This is a genomic window from Teichococcus deserti (assembly GCF_001982615.1).
GTDB lineage: Bacteria > Pseudomonadota > Alphaproteobacteria > Acetobacterales > Acetobacteraceae > Pseudoroseomonas > Pseudoroseomonas deserti.
The window spans coordinates 19,661-34,287 of sequence record NZ_MLCO01000221.1; the positions used below are offsets into that span (position 1 = coordinate 19,661).

Sequence of the window (14,627 nt, forward strand, 5' to 3'; positions counted from 1 at the left end):
GGGCAGGTGGTGACGCGTCCGGCGCCGCTTGCCAAGCGCCGAATCCGTGACGCGCGCATGCAGCCCTGGCCAAGGTGGCGGCGCGGCCACAGCGCGCCTCACAGCCCGGCCAGGGCCGGCAGCCGCGAATCCCAGCCCGACAGCACGGCATGCCGGGCCTCGTCCTCGGGATCGGGCTGCAGGGAGATGCGCAGCGCCGTCTCCGGCGTCAGCCAGCCCAGGCGGTCGGGCCATTCGACCAGCACGATGCCCTCGCGGGATTCCTCCCAGCCGAGCTCCTCCAGCTCGTCGGGGCCGGACAGGCGGTAGAGGTCGTAATGGAAGGCCGGGCCCTGCGGCAGCTCATAGCCCTGCACCAGGGTGAAGCTGGGGGACGGCACCTCCAGCCCCGGATCGCCGGCCGCGGCGCGCAAAAAGGCGCGGCAGAAGGCGGATTTGCCGGCGCCCAGCGGCCCCTCCAGCAGCAGCGCGTCGCCGGGGCGGGCGAGGCCCGCGACACGGGCGGCCAGGCGCTCGGTCGCGGCCAGGTCGGGGAGGAGCAGGTGCAGCGTGTCGGGCATGGTGGGCGGCAATCTGCCCGCGGGCCTGGGGGTCCACAAGCCGCCCCTTTGCTCCCTCCGGGCAAAGCCTTTATGCACCGCAGCCTGACCAGGAGTTTGATCCCCATGGCCGATCCCATGCCGAGCGAGGCCCAGCACCATGTCGCGGTCGAGGCCGATGTCGCCGTCATCGGCGCCGGCCCGGCCGGGCTTTTCGCGGTCTTCGAATGCGGCATGCTGCGGATGAAATGCGTGGTGATCGACACGCTGGAGGCCATCGGCGGCCAGTGCGCGGCGCTCTACCCCGAGAAGCCGATCTTCGACATCCCGGCGCACCCGGCCATTGCCGGCGCCGCCCTGATCGAGCGCCTGGCCGAGCAGGCCGCCCCCTTCGCGCCGATCTACCTGCTGGGCCGCCGCGTCGATGCGCTCGCCGAGCAGCCCGACGGCAGCTTCCGCCTGCAGACCAGCAAGGGCGAGGTGGTGCGCGCCCGCGCCGTGATCGTCGCCGCCGGCGCCGGCGCCTTCGGCCCGAACCGCCCGCCGCTGAACGACCTCGACGCCTTCGAGGCCACCGGCGCGGTGCGCTACATGGTCTCCCGCCGCGAGGAGCTTAGAGGCAAGCGGGTGGTCATCGCCGGCGGCGGCGACTCGGCGGTCGACTGGGCGCTGAGCCTGAAGGACATCGCCGCGCGCGTGACCGTCGTGCACCGCCGGCCGAAGTTCCGCGCCGCCCCCGAGACGGTGGCGCAGATGGAGGCCGCCGCCGAGCGCGGCGAGATCGACCTGGCCATCCCCTACCAGCTGCACGGGCTGGAGGGGAAAGACGGCGTGCTCGACCATGTCGTGCTGGCGACGCTGAAGGGCGAGGAGCGGCGCGTCCCCGCCGACCACCTGCTGGCCTTCTTCGGCCTGTCGATGGAGCTGGGCCCGATCGCCGATTGGGGCCTCGGCCTGGAGCGCAGCCATATCGCGGTGGCGCCCGCCACCTGCATGACCAATATCGCCGGCATCCATGCGGTGGGCGACATCGCCACCTATCCCGGCAAGCTGAAGCTGATCCTGCAGGGCTTCTCCGAGGCGGCGATGGCGGCGCATGCCATCCATCCCCGCATCTTCCCCGGCGAGGCGCTGCATTTCGAATACAGCACGTCGAAGGGCGTGCCGGCGTAACGCTGCCTTAGACAACGGGGAGAACCGCCATGCCGGAAGGCCGCCTGTTCATCGGCACCAAGATGTATTCCTCCTGGTCGCTGCGCGGCTGGCTGGCCGTGCGGCTGGCGGGCCTCGAGGTCGAGGAGGTGGTGATCCCGCTCGCCGGCGGCAGCACCGAGGCGGTCAAGGCGGCGACCCCGGCGGGCCTCGTCCCCTATCTGGAGCATCGCGGCGCCCGGGTCTGGGAAAGCCTGGCGATCCTCGAATACTGCGCCGAGCACCATCCGGCGATCTGGCCCGCCGACCCGGCGGCGCGCGCCACCGCCCGCAGCATCGCCGCCGAGATGCATGCCGGCTTCCGCGGGCTGCGCATGGCCATGCCGATGACCATCCTGAACCGCTTCCCCGGCGCCCGTCGAACGCCGGAAGCGCTCGCCGACATCGCCCGCATCGAGGCGATCTGGCGCGAGGCGCTGCTGGACTCGGGCGGCCCCTTCCTGTTCGGCGCCGAGCTGACCGGGGCCGACATCATGTTCGCCCCCGTCGCCTGCCGCTTCCTGACCTGGCAGCCCGAGCTGTCGGCCACCTCGCAGGCCTATGTCGACGCGCTGCGCGCCCATCCGCTGATGCGCCGCTGGTATGACGAGGCCGCCGCCGAGCCGGCCGAATGGCGCCTGCCGAAATACGAGACGGCGGAGCTGGCATGACCGGCGCCGCGACGCTCGACCATGTCGGCATCTGCAGCGCCGACGGGCCGGGGCTCTGGGCGGCGATGGAGCGGCTCGGCTTCCAGCTGACGCCGGTCGCCCGGCAGTCGGGCCGCCGCAGCCCCGATGCGCCGGTCGAGCCGCTGGCCACCGGCAACCGCTGCGCCATGCTGCGCCAGGGATACCTGGAATTCCTGGCGATCCTGGACCCCGAGCGCTTCGACAACGGGCTGGGGAAATTCCTGGCCCGCTATACGGGCATGCACATCCTGGCCTTCGGCATCGATGACGCCGAAGCCGAATTGGAACGGCTGAACCGCGCCGGCCTTGCCATTCCCGGCATCGCCCATCTGGAGCGCCCGGTCGACGACCCGGAGGGCCCGCGCGCCCGCTTCTCCCGCCTGCCGCTGCCCGATGCGCCGGAGGGCCGCCTGCAGCTGATCCAGCACCTGACGCCGGAGCTGCTGTGGCAGCCGCGCTGGCTGGACCACCCGAACCGCGTGGTCGCGCTCGACGCTGCCATCCTGGCCGTGCCGCAGCCGGCCGTGACCGCCGCCGCGCTCTCCCGCCTGACCGGCGCGGCGCTGGAGCCCGACCCGGCCGGCGGCTATGCCCTGCCGCTGCCGCAGGGGCGGCTGCGCATCCTGCCACCGGACGCCTTGTCCGCCGTGCTGCCCGGGGTCGCCGCCCCGGCGCTGCCTTTCCTCGCCGGCTATGTCGTCCGCACCGATGACGGCAATGCCGCCGTCCAGGCGCTGCTCGGCGACCGGCTGCATGCGGTGCCGGGCGGGCTGATGGTGGCCCCGGAGCTCGCCGGCGGCGCGGCGCTGGTCTTCGCCGCATGAGCCTCGGCCATCTGCGCCTCGACCTGAACGGCGGGGACCTGCCGCCGGTCGCCCCCGAATCGGCCGCCATCGGCCGGTCCCTGCGCATCTACTATGCCCCCGGCCGAGGGGCGGAGCTGGACCGTTTCCTGTCGCGCTTCCTGGGACAGGGAGAACTCGGCTTCGACATCGGCGCCCATGTCGGCGACCGCACGGCGAGCTTCCGGCGCCTCGGCGCCCGGGCCGTCGCGGTGGAGCCGCAGCCGCGGCTGCAGCGGCTGCTGCGCCTGCTCTTCGGCCGCGATGACGGCGTCGCGCTGGACCAGTCGCTGGTCGGCAGCCAGCGCGGCCGCGCCACCCTGCACCTGAACCGCGCGAACCCGACGGTGGCCACGGCCTCGGCCGCCTTCATGCAGGCGGCCGCCGGCGCCGAGGCCTGGCGCGACCAGGTCTGGGACGCCGCCATCGAGCTGCCGGTGACCACGCTGGACGCGCTGATCGACGCCCATGGCACGCCGCATTTCGCCAAGCTCGACGTCGAGGGCTTCGAGGCCGCGGCGCTGGCCGGCCTGTCGCGCCCGCTGCGCAGCCTGTCCTTCGAATTCACCACCCTGCAGCGCCGCACGGCGCTGGACGCGCTGCGGGCGCTGGAGGCGCTCGGCGCCGACTACAGCTTCAATGCCTGCATCGGCGAGGACATGCGCTTCGCCCTCGACGCGCCGGTGCATGCCGGGACGCTGGCCCGCTGGCTCGAGGCGCTGCCCGAGGCGGCCAATTCCGGCGATGTCTATGCCAGCCTGGAGGCCGCCCGGGTCACCTGACCCGGCGCGCCCCCCTTCCGACCCGATGGGCCCGACCTGAATGACCCTGCTCGCCTTCCTCGAGCACTTCGCCTTCGCCGGCGGCCTGGCGCTGCTCTCGGCGCTGCTGGTGCGGCTGATGATCGCCTATCCGGTGCTGGACCATCCCGACCACCGCAAGGCGCATAGCCGGCCGACGCCGAAAGGCGGCGGCGTCGGCATCGTCTGCGCCTTCATCGTCGGCATGGTCGTGCTCTACCAGGTGGCGCAATTCGCCCGCATGGCCGAGCACCGCTTCATCGGCGTCATCCTGGCCGCCGTCGCCATCGGCGTGGTCGCCTTCCTCGACGACCTGCGCGACTTCCGCTTCGTGGTGAAGCTGGGGGCGCAGGCGCTGGCCGCGCTCGTCGCCATCGGCAGCGGGCTGGTGGTCGACCGGCTGGCGCTGCCCTGGCTCGGCGTGGTGGGGCTGGGCGTGATCGGCAGCCTGCTGACCCTGTTCTGGATCGTCGCCTGCACCAATGCGGTGAACTTCATGGACGGGCTGGACGGGCTGGTCGGCGGCACCCTGCTGATCGTCTGCGCCGGCCTTGGCGCCATCGCCTGGCAGGAGGGCGGCTGGTTCATCTATGCCGCCTGCCTGATCCTGGGCGCCGGCATCGCTGGCTTCCTGCCCTTCAACCTGAACCCGGCCCGCATCTTCATGGGCGATGTCGGCAGCCAGTTCCTGGGCTTCATGCTGGCGGTGCTGGGCGTGGCCGCCGCCCGGCTGGACGCGGCGCAGCTCTCCTTCCTGCTGGTGCCGCTGCTGCTCTTCGCGCTGCTCTTCGACACCGGCTTCACCCTGCTGCGCCGCGCCGCCATGGGCGAGCGGGTCAGCGCGCCCCACCGCACCCACCTCTACCAGATGGCGCAGCGCAGCGGCCTTTCCGCCCGCCGGGTCGCCGCCATCCACTGGGGTTTTTCCCTGTTTCACGTGGCGCTGGCCTTCGCCTTCCTGCGCCTCGAGCCGGCGCTGAAGCCGCTGGTCATCCTGCCGCCGCTCGGCGTGCAGCTGCTGTGGCTGGCCTATGTGCTGCGGCGGACCCGCAGCGCGGGGCTCAGCTGGAAGGCGGCGTGACCACCTCCAGCTGCAGCATGGCGCCGTCGCCCACCCATTGCTCCGACCGCCAGATCCCGCCCGAGGCCGGATCCGCCCAGTAGCGGTTGGTGAAGCGGGCGCCGGGCCCGTGGCAGCGCTCGGTCACCAGCAGGGCCACGCCCTCCGGCGCCGCCTGCAGCCGGCAGTTCAGCACCAGGCCGAAGCGCATCGCCTGCGGGTCGCGATCCTGCTCCATCAGGTCGACCAGCCGCCGCAGCACCGCCGGCCGCCGGGCCAGCGCGACGGGGTCCTCCAGCGGGTCGGGGCCCTCCAGCCGCGTGCCCGCCAGCCAGTCGGGCAGGCCGGCGGTCGCCATGACCCGGGCGCCATCCGTCTGCACCACCACGCCCCCCTGGCTGCGCCACAGCCGCGTCTCGCCATTCTGCTGCACTAGCAGCGCGGTCGCCTGGCCGCCGGACCAGCGCAATCGCAGCGCCGGAACGCCGTCGGTGTCGGCCGCCGTCACCTCGGGCAAGGGCTCGGTCACCGGGGCGCCACCACCGAAGACGCCGCAGCCGGTCAGCAGCAGGACCAACGCCAGGGTTGATTTCATGAAGAGAAAGATAAACAGAGAAGAAAAGGCCAGGGGAAGGAATTCCCCTGGACCCCATCTTTTTTCTGTCCTTTGGCGCTACAGGGCGCGCGCCACCCCCGTCGCCCCGCCCCGCTGCAGCACCAGCAGCGCGCCGGCCAGCCCGATGCCCAGCCAATGCGGCGCCGGCAGCATGCCGTCCAGCAGCGCCGGGAAGACCATCAGCAGCCCGGCCAGGATGAAGCCGGCGCGCTCGCCCAGCGACAGCGCCCGCCGCGCCTGGCCCTGACAGCCGGCAGCCAAGGCCGCAAGGCCCCCGGCGGCCAGCAGGATCTGCCAGGCCACGTCCAGCCAGGTCATCTGCGGCGTCAGCGACAGCAGCAGCCCCACCCCCTCCGGATCGGTGACGAAAACGAAGGGCAGCACGAAGGCCGGCAGCGTGTATTTCCAGGCCTGCAGCGTGGTGCGGTACGGCCCGGCCCCGGTGATCGCCGCCGCCGCGAAGGGCGACAGCGCGGTGGGCGGAGAGACCTCGGACAGCACGGCGTAGTAGAAGACGAACATATGCGCGGCGTAGTCCGGCACGCCGAGCTTCATCAGGGCCGGCGCCGCCACCACCGCCGAGATGATGTAGCTGGCGGTCACCGGCACGGCCAGGCCGACCACCCAGACGATCAGCGCGGTGTAGAGCGCGGTCACCACCAGCGACCCGCCCGCCGCCTGGATGGCGATCTCGGAGAATTTCAGCCCCAGCCCGGTCAGGGTGATGCAGCCGACGATGATGCCGGCGCAGGCGCAGGTGGCGGCGATGCCCACCGCCTGGATGGCGCCGGAGGCCAGGCTGTCGATCAGGCGCTTCGGCGTCATCGCCGTCTCGCGCCGGATCCAGGACAGCGCCACGGCGACCAGCATGGCATAGAGCACCGCCATGGTCGCGCTGTAGCCCAGCGCCATGAAGATCACGATGGCGACCAGCGAGGAGAAGTGGAAGCCGTAGCGCCGCACCAGCTGGCGCCAGGGGGTGACGACCATGGCCTCGCCGGGGGGGACGTCGCCCAGCCGCCGCTGGTCCAGTTCCACCATGAACAGCAGCGAGGCGTAGTAAAGAATGGTCGGCACCACCGCCATGCGCAGCACGTCCAGGTAGCCGAGCTTCAGGTATTCGGCGATCAGGAAGGCCGCAGCCCCCAGCACGGGGGGCGAGATGATGGCGCCGAGCCCGCCGGCGGCCAGCAGCCCGCCGGCATCGTCGGCGCGGTAGCCGACGCGCTTCATCAGCGGCCAGGCGACGGTGCCGAGCGTCACCGTGGTGGCCACACCCGACCCCGAGGGACCGCCGAGCAGGAAGGAGGACAGCACCACCGTCCGCCCGGCGGAGGACGGCTTGCCCCCCGTCAGCGAGAAGGAGAAGTCGACGAAGAATTTTCCGGCCCCCGTCGACTGCAGGATCGCCCCGTAGAGCGTGAACAGGATGATCAGCGTGGCGGACACGTCGACGGCCGTCCCGAAGATGCCGTCGAGCGTGATGGTCAAATGCGGGATCAGCCGGGCGGCGTCATAGCCGCGATGCGCCCAGGGGGCAGGAAGAAGATTGCCGTAGAAGCTGTAGAGCATGAAGGCGATCGCCACCGCCGGCATGATCCAGCCGGTGGTGCGGCGCGTCGCCTCCAGGACGAGCGCCACCAGCAGCCAGCCGACGACGATGTCCATGGGTTCGGGAAAGACATAGCGGTCCAGCAGGTCGTCGCCGCCGGCGATCAGGTACCAGGTGCAATAGAGCCCCAGAGCCAGCAGCGCCGCATCCCAGGCCATGAAGCGGTTGCGGAAGCGCCGCGCCACCGGGAACAGGAAGAAGCCCAGGGCCAGGGCGAAGCCGACATGGACGAAGCGCAGCGTCGTCGTCGGCACGATGTCCCAGGCGGCCCAGAGGTGGAACAGGCTCATCGCCACGGCGACGGCGGTGGCGGCATGGCCGATCCAGCCGGTGAAGCGGTTCTGGATGCCTTCCTCTTCCTCGATCAGCCGCTCGACCCGGGCCGCGGTGTCGACGTCGAGCGCATCGGCGTCGATCTCCGGCGGCAGGTTGCGGACGGGCGGCGGCGGCGCGCCGCTCATGCCAGCTTCGCGCCCTGGGCGGTCCAGAAGGCCTCGGCCGCCTTGTGCCAGGGCACGCCGGCGGCGGCGGTCTTCTGCGCGGCCAGGGTGAAGTTGCGGCCCTCGGCATGGACGCGGCCGAGCTCCTCCCGCCCTTCCCAGGCGGTCTTCAGCAGGGCGGTGACCTCGGCCTCCGGCATGTCTTCCCGGACGGCCAGGATGTTGGCCACCGACATCTGCCGGTTGTCGGCCTTCTGCCCGGGATAGGTGCCGGCCGGGATGATCTCGGGGAAATAGACCGGGCCGTACTTCTCGACGATCTTCGGGATGTAGCGGTCGTGGTCGACCATCTGGATCTGCACCCCCGGCGAGGCGCCGAGATCGGTAATGGCGCTGGTCGGGATGCCGGAGACGAAGAAATAGGCGTCGAGCTTGCCGTCCTTCACCGCATTGGTGCTCTCGGCGGGCGACAGGCGCTCGCGGGCCCGGAAGTCCTTGTCGCGGTCGAGGCCGGCGGCCTCGATCAGGCGGAAGGCCATGACCTCGGTGGCGCTGCCGGGGGCGCCGGTGGAAACCCGCTTGCCCTTCATTCCCTCGATCGAGGTGATGCCGCTGGCCACCGTCGTCACCGCCTGCATGCGGTTGGTGTAGAGCACGGCGATGGCGCGCACCGGCACGGGCCGGCCCTTGAAGCGGTCGTTGCCGCGCACCGCGTCGACCGCGGCATCGACCTGGGTGAAGGCCAGCTCGGCGCGGCTGGCGCCCAGCAGCTGCAGATTGGCGACCGAGCCGCCGGTGACCTCCACGGTGGCGGAGAGCCCTGGGATGCTGCGCGACAGCAGGTTCGCGAGCCCTCCTCCCAGCGGGTAGTAGACGCCGCCCGTGGTGCCGGTGGCGATGGACATCTGCCGCGCCTGGGCCCGCGCCCCGCGGGCGATGATCGCGGGCGCGCCCAGCGCCGCCAGGCCAGCCAATACGCCGCGTCGGTCGAGCCTCGGCATGCGGATACCTCCCCGATTTTTGTTTTCTATGCGGAAAGTCTAAACCGCCCGGCGCTGCCGATGAAAGGGGCGCGACACCATCTGAAAGGCGCCGGCCGGATTGATCCGGATCAAGGCGCCGCCGCCGGGAACGGCGCAGCATGCCGGCATTGGAGAGGAGCCAGGGACATGCGTCCGCTCACCGCCCGCGAATTGATGACCGCCGATGTCGTCACCGTGCCGCCGGAAACCCCGGTCATGGCCATCGCCCAGCTGCTGGCCGATCGCGGCATTTCCGCCGTGCCGGTGCTGGGCGCCGACGGCAGGCTGCGCGGCATCGTCACCGAGGCCGACCTGATCCGCCGCCTGGCCGGCAGCCATGGCGGCTTCGGCATCCTGCGCCAGCTGTTCACCGACATGGACCAGCTGGCCAACCGGTATGCCGCCACCCATGGCGCGACGGCGGCCGAGATCATGACGGTCGACCTGGTCACCGTCAGCCCCGAGGACCATGCCGGCACCATCGCCGAGCTGCTCGAGGAGAAGAAGATCCGCCGTGTCGTGGTGGTGGAGGAGGGCCGTCTCTGCGGCGTGGTCAGCCGCGCCGACCTGCTGCGCGCGCTCGTCGCGCCGCCGCTGGAGCGGGGCGAGTATTCCGACGACCGCCTCCGCCGCGCCGTGCAGGCCGCGATCAAGCGCGAGCCCTGGGCCGAGACCTTCTTCACCCTGATCGAGGTGAAGGACGGCGTGGTCGAGCTGCATGGCTTCCGCCGCAGCGCCGCCGTGCAGCGCGGGCTGAAGGTGCTGGTCGCCGAGGTCCCGGGGGTCAAGGGCGTGGTCGACAAGACCCAGCCCATGCCGAGCTACCTTTTCGCCGCCTGAGGCCGCGGGGTCCCAGAGGCGGAAAGGTGCCGGGAGGATGGGGGCGTCCTCCCGGCTTTTTTGTCAGGCTGCTGCTGCCTGGAGGCGAGGCGGGACGCGGCAGGCCGGCGGGGTGCGGCTTCCGGGGGAGCTACTTGCCGGCGAAGACCGGCTTGCGCTTCTCCAGGAAGGCCCGCACGGCGTTGCGGAAGTCTTCCGTCCGCGTGTAGCCGCCGGCCGCCGCCAGGCGGTCCTCCGCGATCGGCATCGGGCCGCGCAGCTCGCGCAGCGCCTGCTTGTGGAAGCGGTTGGACAGCGGCGCGCCCTCGCAGATGCGCTGGGCCAGGGCCTCGGCCTCGGAAAAAATCTCCGGATCGGGGACCAGGCGGGTGAGGACGCCGCGGGAGAGGGCCTCGGCGCCGTCGAGGACGCGGCCTTCGATCAGGATCTCGCAGGCGACCGGATAGCCCACGACCTCGCGCAGCATGTCGAGCGCGACATAGGGGTACCAGATGCCCAGCTTGCGGGCCGGGATGCCGAACTTCATGCCCTCGGCGCCGAGGCGGAAGTCGCAGGCCAGCGCCAGGCCCGCGCCGCCGCCCATGCACCAGCCGGAAATGGCCGCGACCACCGGGTGGCGGCAGGCGCGGATGGCGGCGACCGCCCCTTCGAAGCCGCCGGTCAGGCGGGGGTCGCGGGGCGGGTGCCCGGTCGCCTCGAAGCCGCCGATATCGGCGCCGGCGCAGAAGGCCGCGTCGCCCGCGCCGCGCAGCAGGATGCAGCCGAGGGAGAGGTCTTCCGACAGGTCGCGGAAGGCTTCCTCCATGGCGTCCCACATGGGCTCGTCCAGGCAGTTGCGCTTGTCGGCGCGGTCGATGGTGACGGTGGCCACCCGGCCTTCGCGGGTGATGCGGATCTTGTCGTGCGGCATGGGGGGCGACGGTGCGGGCGCGAAACGGGCATGTCAACGGGGTGGGGGAAACCCCTGCCGGCGCCGGCGGTTCTTTCCTCGAGACCGATGGGAGAAACAGGATGGCCACCGACCGCAACGAGGACGAGATGCGCGTGAAGGTCCGCGAGATGATCGCGGAGATCGGCACCGCCATCTTCACCACGATCGACGAGGAAGGCCGGCTGCATGGCCGGCCGATGCGCACCCAGAAGCCGGACAAGGATGGCCGGACGCTGTGGTTCTTCACCCGCGCCGACAGCCCGAAGATCGGCGAGCTGGCGCAGGACGACCGGGTGCTGCTCGGCTATGCCGACACCAGCAGCCAGGACTATGTCTCGATCTACGGCCATGCCCGGGTCGTGAAGGATGTCGAGCAGAAGAAGGCGCTGTGGACCGAGGGTTTGCGCACCTGGCTGCCCGAAGGTGCCGAGAGCCCCGAGGTGGCGCTGATCGCCGTCACCATCGAGGGTGCGGAATATTGGGATGGCGTGTCGTCGAGCCTGCGGTTCGCCTATGGCTATGCGCAGGCGATCGTGACGGGCAAGCCCGACCACAGTGGCGAGAACGCAAAGGTCTCGTTCCACCACTGACAGGACAGAAAGAAGATGGGGGTCCGGGGGAATTCCTTCCCCCGGCCTTTTTTTATCGTGTCGGCTTCGGCGGCGTCTGCGAGTAGTCGTAGAACCCCTTGCCGGTCTTCCGCCCCAGCCACCCGGCCTCGACGTATTTCACGAGGAGCGGGGAGGGGCGGTACTTGCTGTCCCCCATGCCCTCGTGCAGCACGCGCATGATGGCCAGGCAGGTATCCAGCCCGATGAAGTCGCCGAGCTCGAGCGGCCCCATCGGGTGGTTGGCGCCGAGCTTCAGGGCGGCGTCGATCGAGCGGACGTCGCCCACGCCTTCCTGCAGCGACTGCACCGCCTCGTTGATCATCGGCACCAGGATGCGGTTGACGATGAAGGCGGGGTAGTCCTGGGCGACCGCGGTGGTCTTGCCCAGCGTCTCCGCCAGGGCTGCGACGGCCGCGAAGGTCGCGTCCGAGGTCGCGATGCCGCGGATGATCTCGACCAGCTTCATGACCGGGACCGGGTTCATGAAGTGCATGCCGATGAAGCGTTCCGGCCGGTCGGTCGCCGCCGCCAGCCGGGTGATCGGGATCGAGGAGGTGTTGGAGGCCAGGATCGCTTCCGGCTTCAGCACCGCGCAGACATCCTTGAAGATGGCCAGCTTCACCGCCTCGCGCTCGGTCGCGGCCTCGATGACGATGTCGCAACCGGCGAGCAGCGCCATCCCGGTGCCGGTCTGGATGCTGGCCAGCGCCGCATCGCGGGCCTCGGCCGTCAGCCCGCCTTTCGACACCTGGCGGTCCATGTTCTTGGCCATGGTCGCCAGGGCCTTGGGCAGGGCCTCCGGATTGGTGTCCACCAGCGCGACGGACAGCCCGGCCAGCGCCGCCACATGGGCGATGCCGTTGCCCATCTGGCCGGCGCCGATGACGCCGACCGCCTTGATCTCCGCCGCGCTCATGGGGTCAGCCCAGCTCCGCTTCCAGCTCGGGGATCAGCTTGAACAGGTCGCCCACCAGGCCGTAATCGGCGACCTGGAAGATCGGCGCCTCCTCGTCCTTGTTGATGGCGACGATGACCTTGCTGTCCTTCATGCCGGCCAGGTGCTGGATGGCCCCCGAGATGCCGACCGCGATGTAGAGCTCGGGCGCGACGATCTTGCCGGTCTGGCCGACCTGGTGGTCGTTGGGCGCGTAGCCGGCATCGACCGCGGCGCGCGAGGCGCCGATGGCCGCGCCGAGCTTGTCCGCCACCTTGTCCAGGATGGCGAAGTTTTCCGCCGAGCCCATGGCGCGGCCGCCGGAGATGACGACGCGGGCGGCGGTCAGCTCGGGGCGCTCGGACTTGGCGATCTCGGCGCCGACGAAGCTCGACAGGCCGGGATCGGCGGCGGCGGGCGCAGCCTCGACGGCGGCGCTGCCGCCCTCGGCCGCGACCGGGTCGAAGGAGGCGGCGCGGATGGTCGCCACCTTCTTCGGGTCGGAGGACTTCACGGTGGCCAGCGCGTTGCCGGCATAGATGAAGCGCTTGAAGGTGTCGGCATCGACGACGCCGGCGACGTCGGTGATGATCTGCACGTCCAGCAGCGCGGCGGCGCGCGGCAGGATGTTCTTGCCCTGGGCGCTGCCCGGAGCCAGCAGGTGGGTGTAGCCGGGGGCCAGCGCCACCAGCAGGGCGGCGGCGGGCTCGGCGAGCGCCTGGGCGAAGGCGGCGCCGTCGGCCTGGATCACCTTGGCGACGCCATCCAGCTTGGCGGCGGCAGCGGCAGCCGCGGCGTCGCCCAGCACCAGGACATGCACCTCGGCGTCGATCTGGCGGGCGGCGGCGACGGCGCTGCGGGTCGGCTGGCTGACGGTCGCGCCCTGGTCGGCGAGAACGAGAACGGCCATGGTCAGATCACCTTCGCTTCGTTGCGCAGCTTCGACACCAGCTCGGCGACGGAGGCCACCTTGACGCCGGCCTGGCGCTTCGGCGGGTCCTCGACCTTGAGCACGGTCAGGCGCGGCGCGACGTCGACGCCCAGATCCGCCGGCTTCAGCGTCTCCAGCGGCTTCTTGCGCGCCTTCATGATGTTCGGCAGCGAGGCGTAGCGCGGCTCGTTCAGGCGGAGGTCGGTGGTGACGATCGCCGGCAGCTTCAGGCTGACCGTCTCCAGGCCGCCATCGATCTCGCGGGTGACCTTGGCGGTCTCGCCCGCGATCTCCAGCTTGCTGGCGAAGGTGCCCTGGGCCCAGCCGAGGAGCGCCGCCAGCATCTGGCCGGTGGCGTTCATGTCGTCGTCGATGGCCTGCTTGCCCATGATGACCAGGCCGGGCTGCTCGCGCTCGACCAGCGCCTTCAGCAGCTTGGCGACGCCCAGCGGCTCGGTGCCCTCGGCCTCGACCAGGATGGCGCGGTCGGCGCCCATGGCCAGCGCGGTGCGCAGCTGCTCCTGTGCCTGGGCCGGGCCGATCGAGACGGCGACGATCTCGGTCGCGCCGCCCTTCTCCTTCAGGCGCACGGCCTCCTCGACGGCGATTTCGTCGAAGGGGTTCATCGACATCTTGACGTTGGCGGTCTCGACGCCGGTGCCGTCGGCCTTGACCCGCACCTTGACGTTGTAATCAACCACCCGCTTGACGGGGACGAGAAGCTTCATCGCCGGGCCGTGTCCTGCTTTCTGGGTTTCTGCTGGCGCCCGTCCCCGCCCGGGCAAGCCGGGCATGGCAGGGCGCCGACCCCCTCCCCGGGGGCCTTTGTGGCGTTGCAGCAGGAAGCCTAGGCGGCTGGCCCGGCCGAGGCAAGGTGACCCTGGCTTAACCCCCAGGCGACCGCCTAGCCGCGCATGGCCAGCATCAGCAGCACGAAGAGCCCGATGGACAGGCCCTGCAGGGTGACCCGCAGCCGCATCAGCCTGTTGGAGCGCCGCGGGTCGCCATTCTCCCGCACCAGGCCGAGCATGCCGGCGAACATCACCCCCAGGGTGGCCAGCATGGAGATGATCAGCAGGATGGTGAGGGCGGTGACCATGTCTGTCAGTTAGCACCGTTTCGGGTCCGGGCAAGTGCGGCATGGCGGTATCGGAATGCGCTAGCGCCGCGAATGACACAGGTTTCATCCCCGGCAGCGCGGGCTGGTCCTTGCGTGCTGCGCTGCAAGGCTTGACCGCGGATGGCGCTTCGGCTTCCGGTGCGCGCCATGCGCCACCTGCCGACCCTGCTCCTGGCTTTCTTCCTCACGCTGCCGGGCCTCGCCCCGGGCGTCTTCATCCCGGGCGCCTTCATCCCAAGCGCCCTGGCCCAGGCCCCCGCCGCCGCGCCACCGGCGGCGGCCGTGCCGGCCAGCGAGGCGCAGCGGCTGCTGGGCCTGCTGCGCGACGACGCCCGCCGCGCCGAGCTGCTGCGCATCCTGGAGGCGCTGGCCGCCGCCGAGCGGCAGCGCCCGGCCGCCGCCGCGCCCGCCCCGGCGCCGCCGGCGCAGGGGGCGCCCGCCCAAAC

16 protein-coding genes and 1 pseudogene are annotated in these 14,627 nt (G+C 71.3%); 8 read left to right on the forward strand and 9 right to left on the reverse strand.

Annotated elements, in window-relative coordinates; all coding sequences use genetic code 11:
* Positions 1-98 precede the first annotated feature (98 nt).
* Positions 99-560 carry a tRNA (adenosine(37)-N6)-threonylcarbamoyltransferase complex ATPase subunit type 1 TsaE gene (tsaE, locus tag BKE38_RS20730; RefSeq protein WP_076959145.1) on the reverse strand — a complete coding sequence of 154 codons (462 nt, stop codon included), beginning with the start codon at positions 558-560 and terminating at the stop codon, positions 99-101.
* A gap of 105 nt (positions 561-665) precedes the next feature.
* Here tsaE and BKE38_RS20735 point away from each other — a divergent pair, with 105 nt between their 5' ends.
* The 5 genes from BKE38_RS20735 to BKE38_RS20755 are packed head-to-tail and all read left to right on the forward strand — an operon-like array spanning position 666 to position 5,145.
* Positions 666-1,712, forward strand: coding sequence for an NAD(P)/FAD-dependent oxidoreductase (locus BKE38_RS20735; protein ID WP_242662510.1), 1,047 nt, complete (start codon positions 666-668; stop codon positions 1,710-1,712).
* Positions 1,713-1,741: 29 nt separating this feature from the next.
* The gene (locus BKE38_RS20740; RefSeq protein WP_076959146.1) at positions 1,742-2,401 is read left to right on the forward strand and encodes a glutathione S-transferase; all 660 of its coding nucleotides are present in this window, start codon (positions 1,742-1,744) and stop codon (positions 2,399-2,401) included.
* Positions 2,398-3,246, forward strand: a complete 849-nt coding sequence (locus BKE38_RS20745; RefSeq protein WP_083747731.1) for a VOC family protein — start codon at positions 2,398-2,400, stop codon at positions 3,244-3,246. The genes BKE38_RS20740 and BKE38_RS20745 overlap by 4 nt, the downstream gene beginning before the upstream one ends.
* Positions 3,243-4,046: an FkbM family methyltransferase gene (locus tag BKE38_RS20750; RefSeq protein WP_083747732.1), complete on the forward strand. Its 804-nt coding sequence runs from the start codon at positions 3,243-3,245 to the stop codon at positions 4,044-4,046. The genes BKE38_RS20745 and BKE38_RS20750 overlap by 4 nt, the downstream gene beginning before the upstream one ends.
* Positions 4,047-4,086: 40 nt before the next feature.
* The gene (locus BKE38_RS20755) at positions 4,087-5,145 is read left to right on the forward strand and encodes a glycosyltransferase family 4 protein (RefSeq protein ID WP_076959148.1); all 1,059 of its coding nucleotides are present in this window, start codon (positions 4,087-4,089) and stop codon (positions 5,143-5,145) included.
* Here the strand turns inward: BKE38_RS20755 and BKE38_RS20760 are convergent.
* The 3 genes from BKE38_RS20760 to BKE38_RS20770 form a co-directional block, all read right to left on the reverse strand.
* On the reverse strand, positions 5,126-5,701 hold the full coding sequence (locus BKE38_RS20760) for a YjbF family lipoprotein (protein WP_242662511.1): 576 nt from the start codon (positions 5,699-5,701) through the stop codon (positions 5,126-5,128). The two genes, BKE38_RS20755 and BKE38_RS20760, sit on opposite strands and share 20 nt — an antisense overlap.
* Before the next feature lie 96 nt (positions 5,702-5,797).
* Positions 5,798-7,813 carry a TRAP transporter permease gene (locus BKE38_RS20765; protein WP_076959150.1) on the reverse strand — a complete coding sequence of 672 codons (2,016 nt, stop codon included), beginning with the start codon at positions 7,811-7,813 and terminating at the stop codon, positions 5,798-5,800.
* Positions 7,810-8,793, reverse strand: coding sequence for a TAXI family TRAP transporter solute-binding subunit (locus BKE38_RS20770; protein WP_076959151.1), 984 nt, complete (start codon positions 8,791-8,793; stop codon positions 7,810-7,812). The genes BKE38_RS20765 and BKE38_RS20770 overlap by 4 nt, the downstream gene beginning before the upstream one ends.
* 168 nt (positions 8,794-8,961) lie before the next feature.
* Here BKE38_RS20770 and BKE38_RS20775 point away from each other — a divergent pair, with 168 nt between their 5' ends.
* A complete protein-coding gene (locus BKE38_RS20775) occupies positions 8,962-9,654 on the forward strand; it encodes a CBS domain-containing protein (protein WP_242662512.1) in 693 nt (230 codons plus the stop codon).
* Between the two features lie 130 nt (positions 9,655-9,784).
* On the opposite strand, the gene BKE38_RS20780 is transcribed toward BKE38_RS20775, so the two are convergent.
* The gene (locus BKE38_RS20780; RefSeq protein WP_076959152.1) at positions 9,785-10,564 is read right to left on the reverse strand and encodes an enoyl-CoA hydratase/isomerase family protein; all 780 of its coding nucleotides are present in this window, start codon (positions 10,562-10,564) and stop codon (positions 9,785-9,787) included.
* 101 nt (positions 10,565-10,665) lie between these two features.
* On the opposite strand from BKE38_RS20780, the gene BKE38_RS20785 reads away from it, so the two are divergent.
* The gene (locus BKE38_RS20785) at positions 10,666-11,175 is read left to right on the forward strand and encodes a pyridoxamine 5'-phosphate oxidase family protein (RefSeq protein ID WP_076959153.1); all 510 of its coding nucleotides are present in this window, start codon (positions 10,666-10,668) and stop codon (positions 11,173-11,175) included.
* Positions 11,176-11,227: 52 nt separating this feature from the next.
* Here BKE38_RS20785 and BKE38_RS20790 read toward each other — a convergent pair whose 3' ends face one another.
* The 4 genes from BKE38_RS20790 to BKE38_RS20805 all read right to left on the reverse strand — a co-directional run bounded on the left by BKE38_RS20790 (position 11,228) and on the right by BKE38_RS20805 (position 14,160).
* A complete protein-coding gene (locus BKE38_RS20790; RefSeq protein ID WP_076959154.1) occupies positions 11,228-12,112 on the reverse strand; it encodes a 3-hydroxybutyryl-CoA dehydrogenase in 885 nt (294 codons plus the stop codon).
* Positions 12,113-12,116: 4 nt separating this feature from the next.
* Positions 12,117-13,040 carry an electron transfer flavoprotein subunit alpha/FixB family protein gene (locus BKE38_RS20795; protein ID WP_076959155.1) on the reverse strand — a complete coding sequence of 308 codons (924 nt, stop codon included), beginning with the start codon at positions 13,038-13,040 and terminating at the stop codon, positions 12,117-12,119.
* A 2-nt stretch (positions 13,041-13,042) separates the two neighbouring features.
* A complete protein-coding gene (locus BKE38_RS20800; RefSeq protein WP_076959156.1) occupies positions 13,043-13,789 on the reverse strand; it encodes an electron transfer flavoprotein subunit beta/FixA family protein in 747 nt (248 codons plus the stop codon).
* Between the two features lie 176 nt (positions 13,790-13,965).
* Entirely contained in the window at positions 13,966-14,160 is a 195-nt protein-coding gene (locus BKE38_RS20805; RefSeq protein ID WP_076959157.1) for a twin transmembrane helix small protein, read from the reverse strand.
* A gap of 141 nt (positions 14,161-14,301) precedes the next feature.
* On the opposite strand from BKE38_RS20805, the pseudogene BKE38_RS20810 reads away from it, so the two are divergent.
* Positions 14,302-14,627 (forward strand): annotated as a pseudogene (locus BKE38_RS20810) (hypothetical protein); the annotation flags it as partial.

Coding starts and splice junctions, on each gene's coding strand:
- tsaE (WP_076959145.1), bottom strand. CDS start 560: ATGCCCGACACGCTGCACCTGCTCCTCCCCGACCTGGCCGCGACCGAG.
- BKE38_RS20735 (WP_242662510.1), top strand. CDS start 666: ATGGCCGATCCCATGCCGAGCGAGGCCCAGCACCATGTCGCGGTCGAG.
- BKE38_RS20740 (WP_076959146.1), top strand. CDS start 1,742: ATGCCGGAAGGCCGCCTGTTCATCGGCACCAAGATGTATTCCTCCTGG.
- BKE38_RS20745 (WP_083747731.1), top strand. CDS start 2,398: ATGACCGGCGCCGCGACGCTCGACCATGTCGGCATCTGCAGCGCCGAC.
- BKE38_RS20750 (WP_083747732.1), top strand. CDS start 3,243: ATGAGCCTCGGCCATCTGCGCCTCGACCTGAACGGCGGGGACCTGCCG.
- BKE38_RS20755 (WP_076959148.1), top strand. CDS start 4,087: ATGACCCTGCTCGCCTTCCTCGAGCACTTCGCCTTCGCCGGCGGCCTG.
- BKE38_RS20765 (WP_076959150.1), bottom strand. CDS start 7,813: ATGAGCGGCGCGCCGCCGCCGCCCGTCCGCAACCTGCCGCCGGAGATC.
- BKE38_RS20770 (WP_076959151.1), bottom strand. CDS start 8,793: ATGCCGAGGCTCGACCGACGCGGCGTATTGGCTGGCCTGGCGGCGCTG.
- BKE38_RS20775 (WP_242662512.1), top strand. CDS start 8,962: ATGCGTCCGCTCACCGCCCGCGAATTGATGACCGCCGATGTCGTCACC.
- BKE38_RS20780 (WP_076959152.1), bottom strand. CDS start 10,564: ATGCCGCACGACAAGATCCGCATCACCCGCGAAGGCCGGGTGGCCACC.
- BKE38_RS20785 (WP_076959153.1), top strand. CDS start 10,666: ATGGCCACCGACCGCAACGAGGACGAGATGCGCGTGAAGGTCCGCGAG.
- BKE38_RS20790 (WP_076959154.1), bottom strand. CDS start 12,112: ATGAGCGCGGCGGAGATCAAGGCGGTCGGCGTCATCGGCGCCGGCCAG.
- BKE38_RS20795 (WP_076959155.1), bottom strand. CDS start 13,040: ATGGCCGTTCTCGTTCTCGCCGACCAGGGCGCGACCGTCAGCCAGCCG.
- BKE38_RS20800 (WP_076959156.1), bottom strand. CDS start 13,789: ATGAAGCTTCTCGTCCCCGTCAAGCGGGTGGTTGATTACAACGTCAAG.
- BKE38_RS20805 (WP_076959157.1), bottom strand. CDS start 14,160: ATGGTCACCGCCCTCACCATCCTGCTGATCATCTCCATGCTGGCCACC.